This is a genomic window from Catonella morbi ATCC 51271 (assembly GCF_000160035.2).
Lineage (GTDB): Bacteria > Bacillota > Clostridia > Lachnospirales > Lachnospiraceae > Catonella > Catonella morbi.
In genome coordinates, this window is sequence record NZ_KI535367.1 from 291912 (window position 1) to 314794 (window position 22883).

The 22883-nt window shown below is 37.2% G+C and carries 26 protein-coding genes and 1 tRNA gene; 16 read left to right on the forward strand and 11 right to left on the reverse strand.

Annotated elements, in window-relative coordinates; genetic code table 11:
* Nucleotides 1-240 precede the first annotated feature (240 nt).
* From GCWU000282_RS04950 to GCWU000282_RS05000, 11 genes are all read left to right on the forward strand, one after another.
* Nucleotides 241-1134, forward strand: coding sequence for an Rpn family recombination-promoting nuclease/putative transposase (locus GCWU000282_RS04950; RefSeq protein ID WP_023353926.1), 894 nt, complete (start codon nt 241-243; stop codon nt 1132-1134).
* Nucleotides 1135-1344: 210 nt separating this feature from the next.
* Nucleotides 1345-1418 (forward strand) — tRNA-Met (locus tag GCWU000282_RS04955).
* A 261-nt stretch (nt 1419-1679) separates the two neighbouring features.
* Nucleotides 1680-2168: a deoxycytidylate deaminase gene (locus GCWU000282_RS04960; protein ID WP_023353928.1), complete on the forward strand. Its 489-nt coding sequence runs from the start codon at nt 1680-1682 to the stop codon at nt 2166-2168.
* Nucleotides 2169-2185: 17 nt separating this feature from the next.
* Entirely contained in the window at nt 2186-2806 is a 621-nt protein-coding gene (locus GCWU000282_RS04965; protein WP_035039585.1) for a metallophosphoesterase family protein, read from the forward strand.
* The gene (ispF, locus tag GCWU000282_RS04970; RefSeq protein WP_023353930.1) at nt 2807-3346 is read left to right on the forward strand and encodes a 2-C-methyl-D-erythritol 2,4-cyclodiphosphate synthase; all 540 of its coding nucleotides are present in this window, start codon (nt 2807-2809) and stop codon (nt 3344-3346) included.
* Nucleotides 3346-4029 (forward strand): serine O-acetyltransferase, encoded by a 684-nt coding sequence (gene cysE, locus GCWU000282_RS04975; RefSeq protein WP_023353931.1) that lies wholly within the window; start codon nt 3346-3348, stop codon nt 4027-4029. The genes ispF and cysE overlap by 1 nt, the downstream gene beginning before the upstream one ends.
* Nucleotides 4016-5413, forward strand: a complete 1398-nt coding sequence (cysS, locus tag GCWU000282_RS04980; protein ID WP_023353932.1) for a cysteine--tRNA ligase — start codon at nt 4016-4018, stop codon at nt 5411-5413. Before cysE ends, cysS begins: the two co-directional genes overlap by 14 nt.
* A gap of 2 nt (nt 5414-5415) precedes the next feature.
* Nucleotides 5416-5841 (forward strand): ribonuclease III domain-containing protein, encoded by a 426-nt coding sequence (locus GCWU000282_RS04985; protein ID WP_051384148.1) that lies wholly within the window; start codon nt 5416-5418, stop codon nt 5839-5841.
* Nucleotides 5842-5854: 13 nt separating this feature from the next.
* Nucleotides 5855-6622, forward strand: coding sequence for a 23S rRNA (guanosine(2251)-2'-O)-methyltransferase RlmB (gene rlmB / locus GCWU000282_RS04990; RefSeq protein ID WP_035039587.1), 768 nt, complete (start codon nt 5855-5857; stop codon nt 6620-6622).
* 21 nt (nt 6623-6643) lie between these two features.
* Nucleotides 6644-7261: an RNA polymerase sporulation sigma factor SigH gene (gene sigH / locus GCWU000282_RS04995; protein ID WP_023353935.1), complete on the forward strand. Its 618-nt coding sequence runs from the start codon at nt 6644-6646 to the stop codon at nt 7259-7261.
* 15 nt (nt 7262-7276) lie between these two features.
* Nucleotides 7277-8083: a DNA-3-methyladenine glycosylase family protein gene (locus GCWU000282_RS05000; RefSeq protein ID WP_023353936.1), complete on the forward strand. Its 807-nt coding sequence runs from the start codon at nt 7277-7279 to the stop codon at nt 8081-8083.
* 63 nt (nt 8084-8146) lie between these two features.
* Here GCWU000282_RS05000 and ymfI read toward each other — a convergent pair whose 3' ends face one another.
* From ymfI to GCWU000282_RS05020, 4 genes are all read right to left on the reverse strand, one after another.
* Nucleotides 8147-8875: an elongation factor P 5-aminopentanone reductase gene (gene ymfI / locus GCWU000282_RS05005; RefSeq protein WP_035039589.1), complete on the reverse strand. Its 729-nt coding sequence runs from the start codon at nt 8873-8875 to the stop codon at nt 8147-8149.
* A gap of 42 nt (nt 8876-8917) precedes the next feature.
* Nucleotides 8918-9124, reverse strand: coding sequence for a hypothetical protein (locus tag GCWU000282_RS05010; RefSeq protein ID WP_035039591.1), 207 nt, complete (start codon nt 9122-9124; stop codon nt 8918-8920).
* Nucleotides 9125-9291: 167 nt separating this feature from the next.
* Nucleotides 9292-9870, reverse strand: coding sequence for a hypothetical protein (locus GCWU000282_RS05015; protein ID WP_035039593.1), 579 nt, complete (start codon nt 9868-9870; stop codon nt 9292-9294).
* A 73-nt stretch (nt 9871-9943) separates the two neighbouring features.
* Nucleotides 9944-10525, reverse strand: coding sequence for a hypothetical protein (locus GCWU000282_RS05020; protein WP_023353940.1), 582 nt, complete (start codon nt 10523-10525; stop codon nt 9944-9946).
* A gap of 326 nt (nt 10526-10851) precedes the next feature.
* Between GCWU000282_RS05020 and GCWU000282_RS05025 the strand changes: the two genes are divergently transcribed.
* The 4 genes from GCWU000282_RS05025 to GCWU000282_RS05040 all read left to right on the forward strand — a co-directional run bounded on the left by GCWU000282_RS05025 (nt 10852) and on the right by GCWU000282_RS05040 (nt 14549).
* Nucleotides 10852-11361 (forward strand): helix-turn-helix domain-containing protein, encoded by a 510-nt coding sequence (locus GCWU000282_RS05025; RefSeq protein ID WP_035039595.1) that lies wholly within the window; start codon nt 10852-10854, stop codon nt 11359-11361.
* Complete coding sequence (locus GCWU000282_RS05030) at nt 11331-12002, forward strand: IS630 family transposase (protein ID WP_156913117.1); 672 nt, start codon at nt 11331-11333, stop codon at nt 12000-12002. Before GCWU000282_RS05025 ends, GCWU000282_RS05030 begins: the two co-directional genes overlap by 31 nt.
* Nucleotides 12003-12221: 219 nt before the next feature.
* On the forward strand, nt 12222-14210 hold the full coding sequence (locus GCWU000282_RS05035) for a methyl-accepting chemotaxis protein (protein WP_023353943.1): 1989 nt from the start codon (nt 12222-12224) through the stop codon (nt 14208-14210).
* Nucleotides 14211-14291: 81 nt separating this feature from the next.
* Nucleotides 14292-14549: a transposase gene (locus GCWU000282_RS05040; RefSeq protein ID WP_023353944.1), complete on the forward strand. Its 258-nt coding sequence runs from the start codon at nt 14292-14294 to the stop codon at nt 14547-14549.
* 50 nt (nt 14550-14599) lie between these two features.
* On the opposite strand, the gene GCWU000282_RS05045 is transcribed toward GCWU000282_RS05040, so the two are convergent.
* Entirely contained in the window at nt 14600-16006 is a 1407-nt protein-coding gene (locus tag GCWU000282_RS05045; protein WP_035039598.1) for a sodium-dependent transporter, read from the reverse strand.
* Between the two features lie 350 nt (nt 16007-16356).
* On the opposite strand from GCWU000282_RS05045, the gene GCWU000282_RS05050 reads away from it, so the two are divergent.
* A complete protein-coding gene (locus tag GCWU000282_RS05050; RefSeq protein ID WP_023353946.1) occupies nt 16357-18342 on the forward strand; it encodes a methyl-accepting chemotaxis protein in 1986 nt (661 codons plus the stop codon).
* A gap of 128 nt (nt 18343-18470) precedes the next feature.
* Here the strand turns inward: GCWU000282_RS05050 and GCWU000282_RS05055 are convergent, their stop codons facing one another.
* The 6 genes from GCWU000282_RS05055 to GCWU000282_RS05080 form a co-directional block, all read right to left on the reverse strand.
* Nucleotides 18471-18662: a YjfB family protein gene (locus tag GCWU000282_RS05055; RefSeq protein ID WP_023353947.1), complete on the reverse strand. Its 192-nt coding sequence runs from the start codon at nt 18660-18662 to the stop codon at nt 18471-18473.
* 87 nt (nt 18663-18749) lie between these two features.
* Entirely contained in the window at nt 18750-20171 is a 1422-nt protein-coding gene (locus tag GCWU000282_RS05060; protein ID WP_023353948.1) for a leucyl aminopeptidase, read from the reverse strand.
* A 162-nt stretch (nt 20172-20333) separates the two neighbouring features.
* Nucleotides 20334-20654 carry a rhodanese-like domain-containing protein gene (locus GCWU000282_RS05065; RefSeq protein WP_023353949.1) on the reverse strand — a complete coding sequence of 107 codons (321 nt, stop codon included), beginning with the start codon at nt 20652-20654 and terminating at the stop codon, nt 20334-20336.
* A gap of 50 nt (nt 20655-20704) precedes the next feature.
* Entirely contained in the window at nt 20705-21079 is a 375-nt protein-coding gene (locus GCWU000282_RS05070; protein ID WP_035039600.1) for a DUF1284 domain-containing protein, read from the reverse strand.
* Between the two features lie 10 nt (nt 21080-21089).
* The gene (locus GCWU000282_RS05075) at nt 21090-21980 is read right to left on the reverse strand and encodes a Fic family protein (protein ID WP_023353951.1); all 891 of its coding nucleotides are present in this window, start codon (nt 21978-21980) and stop codon (nt 21090-21092) included.
* An 81-nt stretch (nt 21981-22061) separates the two neighbouring features.
* Nucleotides 22062-22637, reverse strand: coding sequence for a histidine phosphatase family protein (locus tag GCWU000282_RS05080; RefSeq protein WP_023353952.1), 576 nt, complete (start codon nt 22635-22637; stop codon nt 22062-22064).
* Between the last annotated feature and the right edge of the window lie 246 nt (nt 22638-22883).

Genomic DNA, 22883 nt, shown 5'->3' on the forward strand with positions numbered 1-22883 from the left:
CGAAAGCATACACTTTTTTAAAAGTTATATCTGAGATAGTTAATTTTTGTGATTGTAAATTATAAATTTTTATGCTATTATAACTACATTGTTTGATTCTATTTATTGTGATGTTCATTAGATTTCGTTTCAGAAATCACATTTCATTTAAGTACTGAAAAGGCCGGAGGAGGTTGCGGTTTATTTTGCTGTGCAGATTTAGGATTGTTACTATTGTTTATTGTCAGGGAAAGGAGTAAAATGAAGGTAAAGGATATAGCAGAAAAATATCTGTTAAGTTATAATGATGTCTTTGCGGACATTGTCAATGGGGCTGTATTTGGAGGAGAGGAAATCGTAAAGAGTAATGAACTTGCAGATGCAAATGGGATTACTCAGTTTAAGGATGATCAAAATATACATCATGAGCAAGTGAGAGATATTGCTAAGTTCTGGAAGAAAAATGAGGTTATTTTTTCATTTATCGGGATTGAGAATCAGTCTGCCCCTGATAAAGACATGATATTAAGGATAATTTCGTATGATGGTGCAACTTATAAGAGTCAGATGGGAAATGAGAGTATCTATCCTGTGCTTACAATTGTGATATACTGGGGAAAGTATGAGTGGAAGGCTCCGGTAAGTTTGCAGGAGAGAATTAACTGCCCGAGGGAACTGGCTGATATAATTCCTGATTATAGATTCAAGCTCATTGATATAGGAAGGCTTTCAGGTAAGGAGTTAATAAAATTTAAAAGTGATTTTCGTCTTGTTGCAGAATTCATAGCAAGACAGAAAGAATATAAGCCCGGTAAAGAAGAAATCAAACATCCGGAGGAATTATTAGACCTACTTGATTTACTTGCAGGAGATAAGAGATTTAAAGAGCTTAAAGGAAAAGTCAAAAATATAAGGAAAGAAGGGAGAATAATAAATATGTGTGAATTATTAGATGAGATTGAAAACAGAGGAATAGAGAAGGGAATAGAACAAGGAATAGAACAAGGGATAGAGAAAGGAATAGAGAAAGGAAGGAGTGAAGGAGAAGAGACAGCAACTTTAAGAATAGCAAAGAAATTTAAGGATAGCAATGTCTCTATAGATATAATAATGAAGGCGACAGGGTTGACGAAAGAGGAGATAGAAGAACTGTAAGTTTTTGACCGTAGTAAACTTTGTCTTAAAGTTAAAGATAAGTATGTCACCTGACTTATGATGTTGCGGGAATGATTTTGTGGAATTTTGGTGCAATTTTGAATTTTGTGGAGTTTAAAGAAATAAATCTGTAAAATTTATACTTGACATTTCCGCGACTATCGTTTATAATGTTTCTTGTCGTTTTGAGAGAAATCTTGAAGCTGATATGGCGAAGTAGCTCAGCTGGCTAGAGCACACGGTTCATACCCGTGGTGTCGGGGGTTCAAGTCCCTCCTTCGCTATGAGTATAAGGTGTCTGAGTTACAGAGATGTAATCAGGCACTTTTTGTTTTAATATGAAATTTCAGATAAATTTCCTATTACATAAAAAATCTTTCAGAGAGATGCACAGCTCGCGGTAGGGAAGTTTGCCTTACTGCACCGCTCAAGCGCGAATTGTGTGCAAGGATTGCGGGAGGTGAAGCCGAAGCAATCCTGCATCATTAGGTGTCAAATACTTTTGACACTCACATCATATTATAACATTTTTGAAAGGAGGACTTATGGAAAGAAGAGATAAGATAAACTATTACCTGGATATAGCAGAAGTGGTTTCCCAGAGGAGTACCTGTCTTAGAAGGCATTACGGAGCAGTGATAGTAAAAAATGATGAAGTAATTGCGACAGGCTACACAGGTGCGCCGCGAGGCAGAAAAAACTGTTCAGATTTAGGATTTTGTATGCGTGAAAAGCTGAATGTTCCCAGAGGAGAAAGATACGAGCTTTGTCGCAGTGTACATGCGGAACAGAATGCTATAATAAGTGCCTCCAGAGAGGAGCTTATAGGCAGTAATATTTATATTGTAGGAATTGAAACAAGAGATGGAAGCTATGTGGCAAATGCCAATAGCTGTGCTATGTGTAAAAGAGTAATAATAAATGCCGGTATAGAAAAAGTATATATAAGAGATGATAAAGATAATTTCCGCATCGTAAATGTAAACGATTGGATAGAAAATGATGATTCTTTAAGCGGAATGTTTGGGTATTAGACATCAAAGGAGATAAATTGAGGTATTATATTTCAGATCTGCATTTCTTTCATGAAAAGCTCAACCATGAAATGGATAAAAGAGGCTTTGAGGATATAGATGAAATGCATAACTACATTATTAAAAAATGGAACGCAAAGGTAAACAGAAGGGATGAAGTGATTATCCTCGGTGATTTATCCTTTGGTAAGGCAGAGGAAACCAATGAACTTCTGAAAAAACTTAATGGGAAATTGTGCTTGATAAGGGGCAATCACGATAACAGATTTCTTAAGAAAACTGCTTTTGATGAAAGCAGATTTGAATGGATAAAAGATTATACGGAGATTGCAGATAATAACAGAAAGATTGTGCTTTGCCATTATCCTATTATGTGTTACAATGGGCAGTACAGACTTACAACAGAGGGAAAACCTAAAACATATATGATTTACGGGCATGTACATGATACTCATGACCAGAAACTGATAGAAGAATTTATTAAAATCACCCGTAAAGCTCAGTCCGGCTACAGAGACGGTACTGTAAAGAATATTCCCTGTAATATGATAAATTGTTTTTGTATGTATTCGGACTATACACCCTGGTCGTTAGATGAGTGGATAGAATATTGGAAAGAAAGGGGGACGGTTGAATAAATGAGAATAGGAAACGGATATGACGTTCACCGCCTGGCAGAGGGAAGAAAACTGATACTTGGCGGAGTTACCATACCTTATGAAAAAGGGCTTTTAGGTCATTCTGATGCAGATGTACTTACTCATGCAATTATGGATGCTTTGCTTGGAGCAGTGGCAGAAGGAGATATAGGCAGGCATTTTCCTGACACTGATGAGAGATACAAGGATGTAGACAGCCTTAAGCTTCTTATGGCAGTAGGTAAAATAATTGAAGATAAACTTTATGTAATAGAAAATATAGATGCTGTTATTATGGCAGAGAGGCCAAAACTTGCTCCTTTTATTCCTGAAATGATCAAAAATATAGCAACTACCTTAGGAATAGAAGAAAGCCGGGTAAATATAAAGGCTACAACAGAAGAAGGGCTTGGCTTTACAGGTTCGGGTGAAGGCATGAAGGCACAGGCTGTATGCCTTTTAAAAGAAATGATAAATGAGGATGATTATATGATGGGCGGCTGCGGTGGTTGCGGCGGCTGTGGAGGGTGTCACCGATAATGGGATTTATTAAATTTTTTAAGGAAGAATCAGCAGCGATACTGCAAAGAGATCCTGCCATCAAGTCAAAACTTGAAGTTTTGCTTTATCCCGGATTTAGAATCATGATAAGATACCGTATTGCGCATAAACTATATAAAAAAGGACATTATCTGCTTGCGAGAAAAATAATGCAAAAGGGTGCGGATAAGATGGGAATAGACATACATCCGGGAGCAACTATAGGAAATAATTTTTTTATTGACCATGGCATAGGAGTAATTATAGGTGAAACAGCAATTATAGGTGATAACTGTACTATTTATCAGGGTGTGACTTTGGGAGGAACAGGCAAACAAACAGGGAAAAGACATCCGACAATAGGAAACAATGTAATGATAAGTGCGGGTGCCAAGGTGCTTGGCAATATCACTATCGGAGATAACACAAAAATAGGTGCCGGAAGTGTGGTACTTAAGGATATTCCGGAAAATTCTACTGTTGTAGGAGTGCCGGGAAGGGTTGTAAAACGTAACAACATTAAGTGTGAACAGATAGATCTTGATCAAATTCATTTTCCCGATCCTGTATCTAAGGATATTAATGATTTAAGGGAGGAAAACAGGGAGTTAAGAATGAAATTGGAAAAGCTGACTGAGAGCTTTGAAAAATTTAAGGAGGCGAAGAAGAATGAAAATACATAATACTCTTACAAATAAAGAAGAAGAATTTATACCGTTAGAACCCGGTAAGGTGAAAATGTATGTATGCGGTCCTACGGTTTATAATTTTATGCATATCGGAAATGCCAGACCAATCATAATCTTCGATACTGTACGCAGATATTTTGAATACAAGGGTTATGATGTAAACTACGTGTCTAATTTTACAGATGTAGACGACAAGATAATAAAGCGTGCAAATGAAGAAGGTGTCAGTTCTACAGAAATATCAGAAAGATATATAATAGAAGCAAAGACTGATATGGAGGGCTTAAATGTTCTGCCTGCAACTAAGAATCCAAAGGCTACCGAAGAAATAGACGGTATGATAGAAATGATAGAGGAACTCATTAAGAAAGGTCATGCCTATGCTAAAAATGGCAGTGTGTATTTTAGGACAAGAAGCTTTGAAGAATATGGCAAGCTTTCCAATAAAAATATAGATGACCTTGAAGCCGGAGCCAGAATTGCGGTAAATGATGAAAAAGAAGATCCCCTTGACTTTGTACTTTGGAAACCTAAGAAAGAGGGTGAACCTTTCTGGGTATCTCCTTGGGGAGAAGGCAGACCCGGTTGGCATATAGAATGCTCGGTTATGAGTAAAAAATACCTCGGAGAGCAGATAGATATACACGCAGGAGGAGAGGATTTAATCTTCCCTCATCATGAAAATGAAATAGCACAAAGTGAGGCTGCAAACGATAAAGATTTCGCAAAATACTGGATGCACAATGGCTATCTTAGGATAAACAATGAAAAGATGAGTAAGTCTCTCGGTAACTTTATCACCATAAGAGATGTAAGTAAGGAGTATGACCTCGGAGTACTCAGATTCTTTATGCTTGGTGCACATTACAGAGGACCTATCAATTTCAGCCATGAGCTTATGGAGGCTGCAAAGACAGGACTTGAGAGAATTACCAATGCTGTTGCAAATCTTGATTTCTTACTTGAAAGTGCAAATGACAGGAGTTTAACGGAAGCTGAAAAAGAAGTATTAGATAAAGCCTTAGCATACAAGGCTGACTTTGAAGCGGCTATGGATGCTGATTTTAATACAGCTGATGCAGTTACTGCCGTATTTAACCTTGTAAAGCTTGCCAATTCCGAGATAAACACAGAAAGCTCTTCAGAGCTTATAAAGGAAGTAAGAGGACTTATAGTGATTTTATCTGATGTACTCGGAGTCAAGGTAGTTAAGGAAAAAGAGATTTTAGACGAGGAAATAGAGGCTCTTATTAAAGAAAGAACTGAGGCAAGAAAGTCGAAGAATTTTGCAAGAGCTGATGAAATAAGGGAAATACTTACATCAAAGGGTATAGTTTTAGAAGATACCAGAGAGGGTGTTAAGTGGAAGAGAATGTAGATATAGCCGGACTTTCGGTAAGCGGCATAGACAGTTTTTTTGGAATAGAAGGTAAGGATATAAGAAGCTTTTCTCCGCTTACACTGGCTTACATTGGTGATGCGGTTTATGAAATTGTAATCCGTACTATTATAGTAGAAAAAGGCAATGCTCCTGTAAATAAGCTTCATCACAAGGCGAGTTCTTTAGTAAAGGCAGTGGCACAAAAGGCAGCTATGGAGAAGATATTGCCGCTTTTAACTGAGGAAGAAGAAGCTGTGTACAAGCGTGGCAGAAATGCCAAGTCTTATACCTCGGCTAAGAATGCAAGTGTGATAGACTACAGAATAGCTACAGGATTTGAGGCTTTGATGGGATTTCTTTACCTGATGGGAAGAAATGAAAGAATGTTGGAACTGGTTAAAATTGCTGTAAATAATTTGGTTTAAAATGAGGAGAGATATGGGAGACAGATTTGCGGATAATGAGGAAGAGAGCCTTGTTATATATGGTAGAAATGCTGTGCTGGAGGCTTTTAGGTCAGGCAAAACAATAGACAGGCTTTATGTACAGGAAGGAGTGGCTGACGGAACCTTACAGTCAATTCTTAGAACTGCCAAAAAGACCGATGCTGTAATTAACTTTGTAAATAAGGACAGACTAAATAAGTATGCAGAGGGAGATAAGCATCAGGGAGTTGTTGCAATGGCGGCAGCTTATAACTATGCAGAGGTGGAGGATATCTTAAATGCCGCAAAAGAGAAGGAGGAGCCTCCTTTTATTATAGTGCTTGATGATATAGAAGATCCGCATAATCTTGGAGCAATTATAAGAACAGCTAATCAGGCAGGTGCACATGGTGTAATCATACCGAAGAGACATGCTGTGGGCTTAACTGCCACAGTAGCAAGAACTTCTGCGGGAGCCATCAATTACACTCCTGTAGCTAAAGTTACCAATATCAGCCGTACAATAGAGGAACTTAAAGAAAAAGGAATCTGGTTTGCCTGTGCGGATATGTCCGGAGAACTTATGTATAATTGCAATCTTACAGGGGCTATAGGGCTTGTAATAGGCTCTGAGGGAAGCGGAGTAAGCAGACTGGTAAAGGAAAAGTGTGACTTTGTAGTTAAGATACCTATGTTTGGACAGATTGATTCCTTGAATGCCTCGGTTGCCGCAGGAGTGCTGTCTTATGAGATAGTCAGACAGAGGATGAATACAAAATAGATAATGGGGAAATTTTAATCTATGAACTTTGAAAGATTTTCAGATGAGGAGCTGTGTGAAAAGGCAAAAGAGGGAGACGGAAAAGCAGAGAACTACCTCTTAAATAAATATAAAAACCTGGTAAGGGGCAAGGCTAAAACCTTGTATTTACTTGGCGGAGACAGAGAGGATCTTATACAGGAAGGCATGATTGGGCTTTTTATGGCTGTAAGGGACTTTGATAAGACAAAAAATGCAAGCTTCTCAACATTTGCAAATCTGGTTTGTGAGCGAAGGATGTATAATGCCATAAAGGCAGGTCAGGCAGGTAAGAATATTCCGTTAAATACCTATATTTCATTGTATGCAGGTCAGACTGACGGAGAAAACAGTGATGACATAAAGCTTATAAATAATCTTCGGGCAAACAGCCACCTTGAACCGGAAGGATTTGTGGTAGACAAGGAGAATACCGTATTTTTGCTGGAAAAACTAAGTGAAGTTTTATCAAAGCTTGAGGAAGAGGTTCTTGATTTATATCTATCGGGCAAAGATTATAAAGAAATAGCCGAAATGCTTGAGAGAAGTCCGAAGTCTATTGACAATGCCTTGGGAAGAATCAAGACTAAATTTAAGACTGTAATTGACAGTGAGAAATAGGAAAGGCCTATATAAATGAGCGAAAAATTTATAATAAAGCTAAAAGATTTAAACCTGAAACAGATAGCTGACTCAGGTCAGATTTTCAGAATGACAGAGGAAGGAGATAACTGTTACAGAATATGGTTCAGAAAACACACTACACTTGTAGAAGAAAATGACGGAGAATTTACCTTTCATTGCAGTGAAGATGAATTTAATAATGTCTGGTTTGATTATTTTGACTTAGGTACTGATTATTCTGCTATCAAAGCTTTGGCGGATGAAAAAGATGAGTATCTGAAAAATGCCATAGCAAATGGCTTTGGTATAAGAATATTAAGACAGGATCTCTGGGAAATGATAATTTCATTTATAGTTTCACAGAATAATAATATTCCGCGAATAAAAAACAGTATAGCTAAACTCTGTGCTTTGACAGAAGATGGAAGCTTTCCGTCAGCGGAAGTATTAAGCAAAGTTTCGGTGGAAGAATTACATTCTTACGGTCTCGGCTATAGGGATGAGTATATACACAGAATGGCAGTTAAGACAGCTAATGGTGAGTTTGTACCTGAAAGCCTGATAGGACTGCCTTATGAAGAGGCTAAGAAGCTTCTTATGGCTGAACATGGAATAGGAAAAAAGGTGGCAGACTGCATCTGTGTATTTGGCTTACATATGTTAGATGCCTTCCCGATAGATACCCATGTAAAACAAATACTTGCCGCACATTACGAAGACGGTTTCCCTTTTGAGAGGTACAAGGGTTATGCGGCAGTTATGCAGCAGTATATGTTCTATTACGATTTGGAAAATTCCAAGAAAGTTCCAAAGAAGTAAAATTTTAATCGGCAACTTTGCATAATACGGTTTTCTGTAATAATAAATGTAATTGAAGCAAATCTAGCACCATCCACCGTCAAGCCCTATAATCTGTCCTGTAAGATAATTATTTCCTGTGCAAAGGTTAAAAGCGAGTTCAGCAACTTCTTCAGGCTTTCCGAGTCTGGATGCGGGAATTTCATCTATAAGGCAAGTTAGTTCTTCGGCGGCTAAAAAACTGTTCATTTCGGTGTCGATAGCTCCACAGGCTATAGCATTTACCTGAATGTTGCTCGGTGCAAGTTCTTTGGCGAGAGCCTTCGTAAGAGAGTTCATTCCGCCCTTGCTTGCGGAGTAGGCAACCTCCATAGAGGCTCCGACATTTCCCCATACTGAGGAGATATTTAGTATTTTACCGGATTTATTTCTTACCATATCAGGTATAATAAGGGAAGAAAGGTTGTAGACGGAAGTAAGGTTGGTACTTATAATATTATTCCATTCATCGGGAGTCATTTCCGAGAACAAACCTATATGAGAAATACCGGCATTGTTTATTAAAATATCTACAGAACCGAGATTAGCTCTTACTTCAGATACAAAGTTTTTGCAAAAATCATAACTGCCCACATCACCTTGCATAGAAAATACGGGTATATTGCAGGAAAGAAGTTTTTCTTTGGTTTCTTCAAGTTCGTTCTTTGATTTATTAGAATTAATGGCTATCTTATAGCCTTCTTTTGCAAATTTAATGGCTATAGCTTTACCTATTCCCCTGCCTGAGCCGGTTATAAGTACTGTTTTATTCATTTTTGCTGTCATTCCTTTCATTTTGTTCAAAGTACAAACAAGTTATAAAAATATTATACATTGGCTTGATTCAGGTGTCTTATCAAGCACAACATTTTTATTTTCTAAGTTAATAAATTCATTAAGTTGTTTTATCCTGCCTTCTATCTGTGTCATATACCGGTTGAAATGTTGTTCAACCTGCTTTTTCTTCATTTCTTCGATTGGAAACGATAAAAAAGGCGGTTCCATTATTGGATATCCTGTCATATTATAAATCTCCTCTCTATTCGTGGAACATATACTCAATTCCATGCTTTGTTAAGAAGTTTAATAGTAGTTTCACATCAGAAATGAGGATGATTAAAAAAGCAAGACCGCCAACTCACAAAACTTTCTTTATCAAAGTCGGGAGTCTTACTTATAAATTACTATTATTAAATATTATTCACCCAGATATTGTATACTTCATATAGTTTATATTTGTTTTTCTTTTCAGTTGTTTTATATATACATACAGTTATCAAAGTTCTTGGATTTACACAATCATTACCTTTAAATCCAAGAAGAATAGGAATATTTACCCCATCCAGCTTTTTGGGCTTCATAAGATATCCCCAATGTACCTGAGGATGGTTATGAATCATTGTTTCGGAAAAATAAATAGCTATATCTTCTGCCAGAGCCATTGTTAAAAGTGTCATTTTTTTTGTGTCCTGTCTTAAAATTTCCTGAAACCATTCGGGTTTTCCTTCGCAAGACTTATTTATCTCTTCTTCGGTTTTGTCCTCATATTCAATATGCTCTTGAAACCACTCCCAAAGATCAATTAATGATTCAGGTGTCTTATCAAGTACAACATCTTTCTTTTCCAGGTTAATAAAATCATTCAGTTGTTTTATACGACCTTCTATCTGTGCCATATACCAGTTGAAATGCTGTTCAACCTGCTTTTTCTTCATTTCTTCGATTGGAAATGATAAAAAAGGCGGTTCCATTATTGGATATCCTGTCATATCTACACCTCCATCATTTCTAATTTTGGATAGCTGTGCGTAATTCTCGGCTCTTAAATAAAGCTTGATAAATTTATACAATATGCTTTACCCAGATATTATATGTCTCATATAGTTCATATTTATTTTTCTTTTCAGTTGATTTATATATACACACAGATACCAGATTTCTTGGGTTTGCAGAAAGATTACCTTCAAATCCAAGAAGAATAGGTAATTTGGCTCCATCCAGTTTTTTTGGCTTCATAAGATACCCCCAATGTACCTGAGGATGATTATGAATCATTGTTTCAGAAAAATAAATAGCTATATCTTCTGCCAGAGCCATTGTTAAAAGTATCATTTTTTTTGTGTCCTGTCTTAAAATTTCCTGAAACCATTCAGGTTGTCCCACGCAGGATTCATTTATCTCTTCTTCGGTTTTGTCCTCATATTCAATATGTTCCTGAAACCACTCCCAAAGATCAATTAATGATTCAGGTGTCTTATCAAGTACAACATCTTTCTTTTCCAGGTTAATAAATTCATTAAGTTGCTTTATCCTGCCTTCTATCTGAGTCATGTACCAGTTGAAATGCTGTTCAACCTGCTTTTTCTTCATTTCCTCGATTGGAAACGATAAAAAAGGTGGCTCCATTATTGGATATCCTGTCATATTATAAATTTCCTCTCTATTCGTGGAACATATACTCAATTCCCTGCTTTGTTAAGGAGTCTAAAGGTGTCTTCGATGCTCCTATATGCCCTGTAATGTCACTTCTAAAAAATGCCATATTACTTTTGTAGCTTTATGCGTTTGAAGCAAATAGGCATCCTTTAGTATCTGTTTCTGTACAAACTTACTAAGACAAGTATAGCCGACTTTTGACTCATGTGCAATACGATCCGCAAACTAGTGTATTGACATATTGATATTTAACAAAATACTTCTGGCTATTTTTGCCGTTTTATGATAAAATAAAAGAAACGGCGGTGATTTATATGGCAAGACCAAAAAAGTATAAAATCGAACTTACGGATAACGAATTAAAAATCTTAAAATCTGTCATCCGAAAAAACAAAACATCCAAAACAATTCGATGCAGATGCCAGATCATTATTGATTTGGATGAAGTACACGGGAAAGTGTTTACCTATGAACAATCTGCAAAATCAATTGGTGTATGTCTGACAACAGTAACCAATACCGTGAAAAAGTATTTTGAAGGCGGTATTGATGCAGTGACTGAGTTTAAACGTAATGTTAATTCCGATAATGCAAGGCGTGTGATTGATGGACGTGCTGAAGCACGTATAATCGAACTCGCCTGTGGTCCGGTACCGGAAGGCCATTCAAGGTGGACCATCCGGTTGCTGGCAGAGAAATCAAAAATTGTTCTTGATACTCCTGTCAGCCGTGAGGCAATCCGCAGAGCCTTAAAAAAAACGAACTTCGACCTCACAAAAACGACTACTGGTGCATCCCCACAAAAGATGATGCCGAATTTGTAGCATGTATGGAAGATGTTCTTGATGTATATGAAACCCCATACAATCCTGAAAGACCGGTTGTCTGCATGGATGAAAAGCCCTACCAGTTATTGGGTGATGTAAGGGAACCAATGCCCATGTGTCCGGGCAATAATCAGAAAATAGATTCTGAATATGTCCGAAATGGCACCTGCAGTATATTTGCTTTTGTCGAACCACTTGGCGGTACACATCATGTCAGTGTTCGAGAACACCGTACTGCCTTTGACTGGGCAGAAGAGATAAAATATCTCGTTGATGTCATGTATCCTGATGTGGAAAAAATAATCCTTGTAATGGATAACCTGAACACCCATAAACCGGCGTCCTTGTACAAAAGGTATACGGCGGATGAAGCAAGAAGGATTATCAAGCGTCTTGAAATCCACTATACTCCCAAGCATGGAAGTTGGCTTGACATCGCAGAAATAGAGCTTAATGTGATGACCAGACAGTGTCTGTCACGAAGGATTAAAACCATTACCAATCTTCGCGAAGAATTAGCAGCCTGGGAAGTCGAGCGAAATATTTTCGCAGCAAAGGTCAACTGGCAATTTCGAACTGTTGATGCCAGAGTAAAGTTGAATTCATTGTATCCTAAGTTTACAACAGCTTCCAGATAGGAAGTTGTTGTAATGCTAAATATCAATGTGCCAGTACACTAGTTTATAAGCAGGATTATTACCAAATTACTACAGAGATTTAGATTAAATTTGCGGTTAATCGCAATTTATAATATAAAATGATACAGCTTCGATACAGACTTGTTCACAAAACGATTTATTACCTTTTGATATGTACATCATAAAATGTTTAACACAATCATAATTGGGAGGATTTAAATGAAACTCAAGAACAAAATGTTATTTCTGATTGGTGTCCCTATTCTTTTAGCTGTTATAATTCTAACCATTGTTTCCTATACCTATTCAAGAACACTGTTGGTTAATGAAAGTAAGGAAACAATGCTTGCTTATGCTGAAAAATATGCTTCTGATGTTGAATCCATTATTGCTGAAAAAAAGAGTTATGTTGAAATCTCTGCTGATAATATTTCAAAAGAGCAGAAAAAAGGTCAGGCTCTTTTAGATGACCTTACATATCTTACACAAAATATAAATGGTGCTTTGGATGTTTATGCCGGCTTTAACGACAAAAGCTTTTTTGACGGTTCAGGCTGGGTACCTGATGCAGGATTTGACCCTACAAGCCGTAGTTGGTACCAAGGTGCAATAGGTAAAAATTCCATCTATATTTCAGAGCCTTATGTAACTGCTACCGATAATAGTCTTGTTGTTGCTGTTTGCTATGAATTAAAGTATAACGGTCAATCTGTCGGAGTTCTCGGCGCGGATATGTCAATGAAAGAGTTTGACAATCTAATTAAGAACATAAAATTAAAGGATACCGGTAAAGCTTCTTTAATAAACAAGAATGGTGGCTTTATTATAAGTGATAAATATACTATAAATGATAATGTTACAAGTATCGAAAACGGCGCTTTATCAGAGCTTGCGAGTAAACTTTCAAGCGGTCAGTTAGAATTTCTGTCAGCTAAAACTGAAGGAGTCAATCGTTTTTATGCTATAGCTCCTGTGGCAAATACTGATTGGGCTGTGGTTTTAGAAGCACCTGAAGGTGAAATAATTAAAGCTTCCAATCAATTAGCATTGTTTATGTCAATCATTGGTGTAGTTTCCATTTTGGTATTGCTTGTAATCATTTACCTTATTGCCAACTCTGTATCCACGCCAATTATCAAGTTAAGCGAATGCATTCAGGGTATGGTGGAATATGATTTCACCCTCTCAGACAATTCTCCGTCTGTAATTTATTCAAAGAGGACGGATGAAATCGGTCTGATATCAAGATCTCTGATTACTGTTAAGAAAACTATCCAGGATATAATGATGCAGATTACAGATATTGCTAATCAGGTTTCTGCTTCCTCTGAGGAACTCACCGCATCCAGTGAACATTCAGCCGATACTTCTAAAAATTTAACCAGAACTGTTGAGGAAATCTCAAACGGTGCTGTTATGCAGGCTGAGGATATGCAAAAGGGTGCTGAAGCTATGCAGGTAATGGATAGTGCCTTAAATGCTAACGAACTTATTATTGAAACTTTAGATTCCACTATTAAAGAGGTATCTTCCGCTAAAGAGAAGGGTATACTTACAATTACCCAGCTTATTAAAGCAACCAAGAGACTTAAAGAGTCCTCAAGCCGTGTACATGAGGTTATTTTAACTACAAATGACAGAGCTACAGAGATTTCATCCGCAAGTAATATGATTAAATCTATTTCAGATCAGACCAACCTCTTAGCATTAAATGCAGCTATTGAGGCAGCTCGTGCAGGTGAAGCAGGTAAAGGCTTTGCAGTCGTAGCCGAAGAAATCCGTAAACTCGCTGAACAGTCCAATAAATTTACTGAAGAAATTCAGGAAATCGTTCAGGGCTTGATGGAAAAGGTAACTGAGACCGTAGAAATTATGGAATTAGTTGGCGGTATGGTTAGCGAACAGAATGATAAAGTAAATGAAACACAGGAGTTATTCCACTTGATTTCTTCCGAATTAGACAAGAATATGAATGAAATGGGTAACTTAAATAATTCAGTTAATGAGCTTGAAGCTACAAGAAGTTCTCTGGTAGGTATTATTGAAAATCTGTCTGCTCTGTCAGAAGAAAATGCTGCCGCTACTCAAGAAGCTTCCGAAGCCCTTAATTCTCAGCTTTACTCAGCTCAGGAAGTTGCTTCTGCCAGCTCCAGCCTGTCTACAATGGCTCAAGACATGATTGGAATGATTACTAAATTTAAGATTTAATTCCTATAAAAGTTTCATTCCTGAAGGAGAATCAATTTTGCACCCTACTCCAAACGTATTCTTGCAGAAGTTTCAAACATTTTGTATGATTTGGGAGAAATATCAGAAGAAACCATATTTATTGATGGTACTAAAATTGGGGCTAATGCTAATAAATATACTTTGGTATGGAAAAAGTCAGTAACAAAAAATCAGGCAAAGCTCCTTATTAAGCTTGCTGTTTTTGTTGCTGAGTGCGAAAAGCTTTATGAAATTGAAATAGTACATGGTGAAAGGAATAATAAAGCAAACTTCTCTACTAAAAGTTTAGCATCCCTTGAGGAGATTTTAGTTTACTGAAAAAAGAGCACCTGCCGAAAGACAGATGCCCTATCATTTACAAAACTCTGTTATTTCCCACCAAATATACCAAACAAGCCTGTAGACTGTAAGAATAAGATTCCCATCATCACCGGGGCTATGTATTTAACCATAATTCCATACAAGGTCTTCTTGTGGAAGGTCATCCCATTTTCAACCATTTCACTCTCAATCCACTCAGGTTTAACCACCCATCCTATGAAGATACAGGTTAAAAATGAAATAAGAGGCATAAGAAAGCTGTTACTTATATAGTCTGCTATATCAAGAAGCTGTCCTGTGGAGCCGTTTGGAAGAGGTGCTTCAAAATAAAGTACATTATAACCAAGACAGATAAGTACTGCGGTTACAATGCTAAATACAGCAACAGCAAGGCATACTTTCTTTCTGCCTGCGTGAAAGATTTCCATACAGTTTGCAACCAGGGTTTCCATTATAGATATACAGGAAGTAAGTGCCGCAAACACTACCATTACAAAGAAAAGTATTCCTATGAACTTTCCTGCACCGCCCATAGCCGCAAACACCTTTGGAAGTGAAATAAACATAAGGCTTGGCCCTGAACCCATACCTTCCATGCCAAAGAATACAAATACCGCAGGTATTATCATCATACCGGCTATAAGGGCTACACCTGTATCAAAGATTTCAATCTGGTTTATAGACTTTTCCAGGTGGGTTTCCTTCTTAACATAAGAGCCATAGGTTATCATAATTCCCATTGACACACTGAGAGAGAAGAAAAGCTGGCTCATTGCATCAAGGAGAATATTTAAAAACTTTGAAAGGGTAAGTCCTTCAAAATTCGGTTTTAAGTAAACCGATAATCCATCTATACCTGTTCGGGTAACTCCTGCCGCATCGGTATTTTTCAAAGTGAGAGAAAATATCGCTATACCGATTATAAGCAAAAGTAAGCCCGGCATTACAAACTTGGAAAACTGCTCTATACCCTTTTCAACACCGCGATAAACTATCCATACCGTTACTAAAAGAAAGATGAGCATAAATATTACAGGTGATATTTCAGATGTTATAAAACCTGTAAAATAACCGTCTTTTGCGGCTTCTGTACCATCTGTAACCACATAGTCAAACAGATACTTGGTTATCCAGCCACCGATTACAGAATAATAAGTCATAATCAGAGCCGGAACTAAAAATGTAAGTTTACCGAGGAACCCCCATTTCGGTGAAATACTGCCAAATGCCTGCAAAGCATTTTTTCTGGTTTTTCTGCCTATGGCTATATCGGTTGTTAGCAGAGTAAAGCCAAAGGTGATTACTAATATCAGATAGACTAAAATAAACAATCCACCACCGTCTTTCGCGGCAAGGTAAGGAAACCTCCAGATATTCCCCACACCTACCGCACTTCCCGCCGCAGCTAAAATAAATCCCAAGCTGCCTGTAAAACTGCCTTTTTTCTTATCCATGCTCCCTCCTCTCATACCATATATTATAAAAATATATCATACAATGTTTTTATAAATATTTCTACCTATCTAATATAATAAAATTATATATCAGACAAAAGGATTTGATATCTCTATAATATGAAGAGATACAACAATTATCGCCATTAAGCGACTATTATCTTAGTATTGACAAGGCTATGTTAAATTGCTAGAATCTAAATGTATTATAAATCTATGCTACTCCCTTATTTAATAAGTAGGATTAGTCCCAATTACTTCAAAATTTCAGATTCAATTTTTTATTCAAATTGCGGTTAATCGCAATTTTTAATATAAAAATTTAACACATTATAACCGGGAGGATTTAAATGAAACTCAAGAACAAAATGTTATTTCTGATTGGCGTTCCTATTCTTTTAGCCGTCATAATTCTAACCATAGTCTCTTATACCTATTCAAGATCTCTTTTGGTTAATGAAAGCAAGGAAACAATGCTTGCTTATGCCGGAAAATATGCTTCTGATATTGAAACAATTATTTCTGAAAAAAAAGTTTACGTTGAAGCTTCTGCTAACAATATTTCCAAAGATCAAAAAAGAGGTAAACCTCTTTTGGATGATTTGACCTATCTGGTTGCAAATGTTGCCGGCGGGCAGGACTTCTTTGTCGGTTTCAATGATAAAACCTTCGTTGACGGCGCAGGCTGGGTAGCTGATGCCTCCTATGATCCGACAACCCGTGACTGGTATAAAGGTGCCGCCGGAAGTGATAAAACTTATATTTCCGCTCCGTATCTTAACGCTCTCAACAGCAACGTTATTACTTTAAGCCGTGAATTAAAATATGGCGGTAAGGCTGTCGGTGTCTTTGGCGGCGATATCGCTATGGATGAATTTGAAACCTTAATCAAGGGAATCAAGTACAAAGAAACCGGAAAAGCATCTTTAATGAATGAAAACGGTAATTTTATTATCAATGATAAATATACTTTAAATGATAATATAACAAGTGTTGAAAACGGCGAACTTTCAGAAGTAGCCGCAAAACTTTCCACTAATCAGGCAGAATTTTTATCACTTAAGAGTGGCGGGGTTAAGCGTTATTATGCTATCTATCCTGTTAAAGATACTACCTGGGCTGTAGTTTTAGAAGCACCTGAAAGTGAAATAATTAAAGCATCCAATCAATTGGCATTGTTTATGTCAATCATTGGTGTAGTTTCCATTCTTATATTACTTGTAATAATTTATCTTATTGCAAACTCTGTATCCACACCAATTATAAAGTTAAGCGAATGCATTCAGGGTATGGTTGAATACGATTTCACCCTCTCAGACAGTTCTCCTTCCGTAATTTATTCAAAGAGGAAAGATGAAATCGGTCTGATATCAAGATCCCTGATTACTGTTAAGAAAACTATACAGGAAATAATGATGCAGATTACTGATATCGCTAATCAGGTTTCTGCTTCCTCTGAGGAACTCACTGCATCCAGTGAACATTCAGCAGAGACTGCTCAAAACTTAACCAGAACTGTTGAGGAAATCTCAAACGGTGCGGTTATGCAGGCTGAGGATATGCAAAAGGGTGCTGAAGCTATGCAGGTAATGGATAGTGCCTTAAATTCTAACGAACTTATTATTGAAACTTTAGATTCCACTATTAAAGAGGTATCTTCCGCTAAAGAGAAGGGTATACTTACAATTACCCAGCTTATTAAAGCAACCAAGAGACTTAAAGAGTCCTCAAGCCGTGTACATGAGGTTATTTTAACTACAAATGACAGAGCTACAGAGATTTCATCAGCAAGTAATATGATTAAATCTATTTCAGATCAGACCAACCTCTTAGCATTAAATGCAGCTATTGAGGCAGCTCGTGCAGGTGAGGCAGGTAAAGGCTTTGCGGTCGTAGCCGAAGAAATCCGCAAACTCGCTGAACAGTCCAATAAATTTACTGAAGAAATTCAGGAAATCGTTCAGGGCCTGATGGAAAAGGTAACCGAAACCGTAGAAATTATGGAATTAGTTGGCGGTATGGTTAGCGAACAGAATGATAAAGTAAATGAAACACAGGAGTTATTCCACTTGATTTCTTCTGAATTAGACAAGAATATGAATGAGATGGGTAACTTAAATAATTCTGTTAATGAACTTGAAGCTACAAGAAGTTCTCTGGTAGGCATTATTGAAAACCTGTCTGCTCTGTCAGAAGAAAATGCTGCTGCTACTCAGGAAGCTTCCGAAGCCCTTAATTCTCAGCTTTACTCAGCTCAGGAAGTTGCTTCTGCCAGCTCCAGCCTGTCTACAATGGCCCAAGACATGATTGAAATGATCACTAAATTTAAGATTTAATTCCTATAAAAGTTTTTTCGTATAAAAAGTAACTGCCATACTGAAAAATCTCAGTATGGCAGTTACTTTTTTGACGAGCCGAAACTTTATTTATAAGTTTCAGCCTGCCAAATATCTTGGAAATTTACTTACAGCCTTACATCTACGTTATTTCCCAGATTAGGGGTGACTGATTTTTCCATCATTTTAACCATTTCAGTACCCATAGCCTCGTTTACATCCATGTTCTGTTTCATAACTGCAGTTCCTACCGCAGTCATAGTCTTTGACATAGCTATATCTGTAGAAAGAGAAGCTATGTTCATTGCTAATGCATCCATATTAACCTCCTTGTTAATTTAATTTTTTAGTTACTGTAAATATATACCGTCATTCTTTCAAGGCATAATTTATACTTATACGCTGTTTTACTCAGCTAAAGCATAATAGAGACTCTTAACCATAACTCCGGTTGCACCCTCTTTAATATAGCCATAAGCCTTTTCAACACTTGCAGTACCGGCTATGTCTACATGAATCCAAGGAATCTCTTTTGCAAGGAAGGAGCCTACAAAGAGTCCTGCTGTCATCATTCCTCCAAGTTTTCCACCGCTGTTTTTGATATCGGCTGTCTTGGAGTCATTCATCTTCTTGTAATAGTCAGTAGCAGGCATCTTCCAAACCATTTCACCTGCTCTCTCATTACCCTCTACAAGTTTATTAAAGAACTCATCATTATTGGTAACTACTCCGCTTACCTGCTCTCCGAGTGCCATTACACAAGCACCGGTAAGAGTCGCAAGGTCAATAAGCTTTGTTGCCCCCATATTGTTTGTTGCATAGTAAACAGCATCAGCAAGAGTAAGTCTTCCCTCTGCATCCGTATTTATAATCTCAATGGTCTTTCCGCTCATAGAGCCTATAATATCACCGTTTCTATAGCCGTCACCCGATATCATATTCTCGCAGGAAGCCACTACAGCAAATACATTTACCTTAGCCTTAAGGCTTGCAAGAGCATTCATAGCCCCTATTACAGTACCTGCACCACCCATATCGGTATGCATATCCACCATACCTGTAGCAGGCTTAATAGCATAACCGCCACTGTCATAGGTAAGTCCTTTTCCTACAAGAGCTATTCTTTCATCCGACTCAGGGTTGTTATAGTATTCCATAACTATGAGCTTTGGCTCTTTTGCACTTGCTCTGGCAACATTTAAGAAGGCTTCCATCTTAAGCTCTTCTATTTCTTTTCTGCCATAGACAGTAACTTTAACTCCTTTTGCCTCAAGTCTCTCTTTAGCTATATCGGCTAAAGTCTCCGGATATATTACATTTGCCGGCTGATTAATTAAATCACGGGTTAAGAAAATGGACTCGATAAGCTTCTCTGCCTCATCTATACCCTTCTCTGCCCTATGCTCCTTGCCCGGAATAGGGTTATAGTTTACTATGAGTTCAGGTGTTTCCTTTTTCTCAGATTTGAATTTATCAAACTTATATGTAGCCTGAAGCATACCCTCTGCTATAGCCTCTGCAAGCTTGTAATTACAAAGATTATTTAACTTAGGTATATTTAACTCCACTTCAGCCACTTTATTCTTTAACAATACTTCGGCTACCTTGAAAAATGTTTTTCTAAGCATATCAAATTTGATAACCGCTTCTTTTCCAAGTCCTATAAGTAAGATAACCTCAAACTTATCATTCATAGAAAAATACACTTCTTCCGCCTTACCCGCAAATATTTCTTTTTCCGCCAGAGCTTTTACAAACTCTGTCTCTAATCTGTCCTCAAATACTAATTCGGCTTTTACCCCGCCTGACTTTGCAATATTAAATTTCATAAATCCTCCTGTATTTTCAGTTTAATCATTTATAAATGAAATACACCACGGCAAACTAAGCTTTCATATACCCGCTAACCATGGTAATAAATTTCTTTACACTGCCATTTTAACCTATAATTCAAGAAAAAACAAACTATTTACAAATTTTCCCGACCTTTTTTATCTTTCAAGCTCTCCCTTATAGTCCATAATTCCACCTATATTTACTACTTTTTCAAAACCAAGCTTTGTAAGACCGGCTGCCATTCGCTTACTTCTTCCACCGCTGTGGCAGTATACATAGATAGGCAGACTTTTATCCGTAAACATAGACTCGGCTTCCATAAACCGGTTAAGCGGAAGATTCCTGCTTCCTTTAATATGTCCGCCCGCATATTCGTCAGCCTCTCTTGCATCAAGCAAAACAGCTCTCGGCTCTGCCTGATATTCCTTTAGTCCCTCATTGATATCCGGTCCGTTTAACAAATCAAATATTCCCATTTTATTTTCCTCCTAAAATGATATTAAGCCCAAATTGTGGTTAACCTTTTTCAAAAATGACAAATTTCACTCCACTGACAGTCACCACAAATCTCCTCACGTTTACCTGTAATTAAAATATTATCATATACAGCTTTCTTAAAGTCAAGGTAAGACAAGACCTTTCCATCAGAAAGTCCACATCTTTTAAGCACTTCTTCATCATACCCCGCTACTTTTTCTGCGCTTTCGCATATCCCATTTGCGTTGTAAGGGCATTTCGAACAAAGTTCATCTGTATTAACCTTAAGACAGACCAAAGGATTATTTTCTAACTCCTTTATTATCTCTTTCATATGGGCTGTAAATTCTTCGCTGTAGCCTTTCCCTTTAAAAAATGCTATACACATCCCATGGTGGGGACGGATTTTGTATTTATATTCCAATTTTCACCTTCTATTCCAATATTTTCAAATACATATCAAGTCTGGAATTTACATAGCTTGCAAATAGGTACTCCATTGCAGAAAGATTATGGTTTTCGTGATACTCGTCAAAAGCCTTGTAATATTCCATTCTATCTGTAAATTTTATATCTATTGGAGGATATCCCGCCTTCATAAGTTCCAGATTAACTAAAAGTCTGCCTGTTCTTCCGTTTCCATCTATAAAAGGGTGTATTCCTTCAAACTCTATATGAAAACGAGCCAGCTTAGTTATTATATGCTCTTTACTTGCCATAAAACTTTTTAGCAGTTCTTCCATTTTCGGCTCAATCATATAAGGCTGTACAGGCTCATGTTTTGCTCCCATTATATGAACCGGCACTTTTCTGTATACTCCTCTGTCATCCTTGTTACCTACAAGCACAAGAAAATGAATCTGCTTGATAATACGCTCACTCAGTGGCTCATTTTGCTTTACCAGTTCACTTACAAACTCAAAGGCTTCTTTGTGTCCAACTGCTTCCATGTGGTCTTTTAATGGTTTTCTATCTATTGTCAGACCTCTAAGTACTAAATCTGTTTCCCTTAAAGTAAGAGTATTCCCCTCAATAGCATTTGAGTTATAGGTATACTCTACGGTGAATTCTTCATTAAGCCTCTCTGTTTCACCCTCTGTAAGCGGTCTTCTGTTATCCAATTCTTTTTTCTTTTTATCTATAAGTGTAAGTAAGCTTTCGTTTGACTTATATCTCCTATCAATAGGTTTAACTGTATCAACAGGAAATTTCCAGCTTTTCCCCTCTTTAACTGCTCCGGGTATTTTCCCTTCTGCACACAAAACCCTGATTCTTCTGTCCGAAATTCCCCATTTAGCTGATGCTTCTTTTACTGTCATAAACATAAAATTATTCCTCCTATATTTTATATAATATCACTCTATCGGAACAATATCAAGTTTATCGGAATAATATTAAGTTTATTATTACTTCTTAAACTCTTTTAAAACATAACAATGTTCCACTTTCCCAACCAGCTTATCCCCTTCAAAGTCAAGCTCTATAACATAAGGCATCCAGTCTATAATTCTTAAAAAATCATCACAGCCAAAACTCTTATCATAAAAATTAAGTATCGTGCTAAGTGCGGTTCCATGTGTACCAACTACAACTTCCTTATCTATATTATCTCTTAAAATCCCAGTCAGGGCTCTCATATTTCGCTTCTGCACCATAGCAATAGATTCTCCGCCTTCTTCGTGATAATTATGGTCATCCCAGCGTTTCTGAAACATTCCATGATTGTTACCGTTTTCTCCTTTATCACGCTCTCTTAAATCTTCATCTGTTATTATGTCTTTATTAAAAAAATCTGCAGGATCAGCAATCGTATCCATACTTCTTTTATACGGACTGGAATAAAATGCGTCTATATGTTTATCTTTTAAAAACTCAAATACAATGGCTGAGTCTTTTTTCCCCTCTCCTGTAAGCGGTCTTGTTCTGTCATCTTCCCAAGCATGTTCAGGCTGTGCATGGCGCACAAAATAAATTTTAGTCATGATATATCTCCTCGTAATCAAATAGTTTTTTCTTAATCCAGTTTACCACCAATCTGTTAACTTTTCCATATTTTACGAGTTTCATCCTGCAACTTTCACAACTTTCAACCTACAACTTTCGCAACTTTCAACCTACAACTTTCGCAACTTTCATCCTGCAATTTTCAGAACTTTCATCCTGCAACTTTCAGAGTTTTTATCTTGCAACTTTCAGAACTTTGCTCCTGACTTTTCAATTTTTTTCTA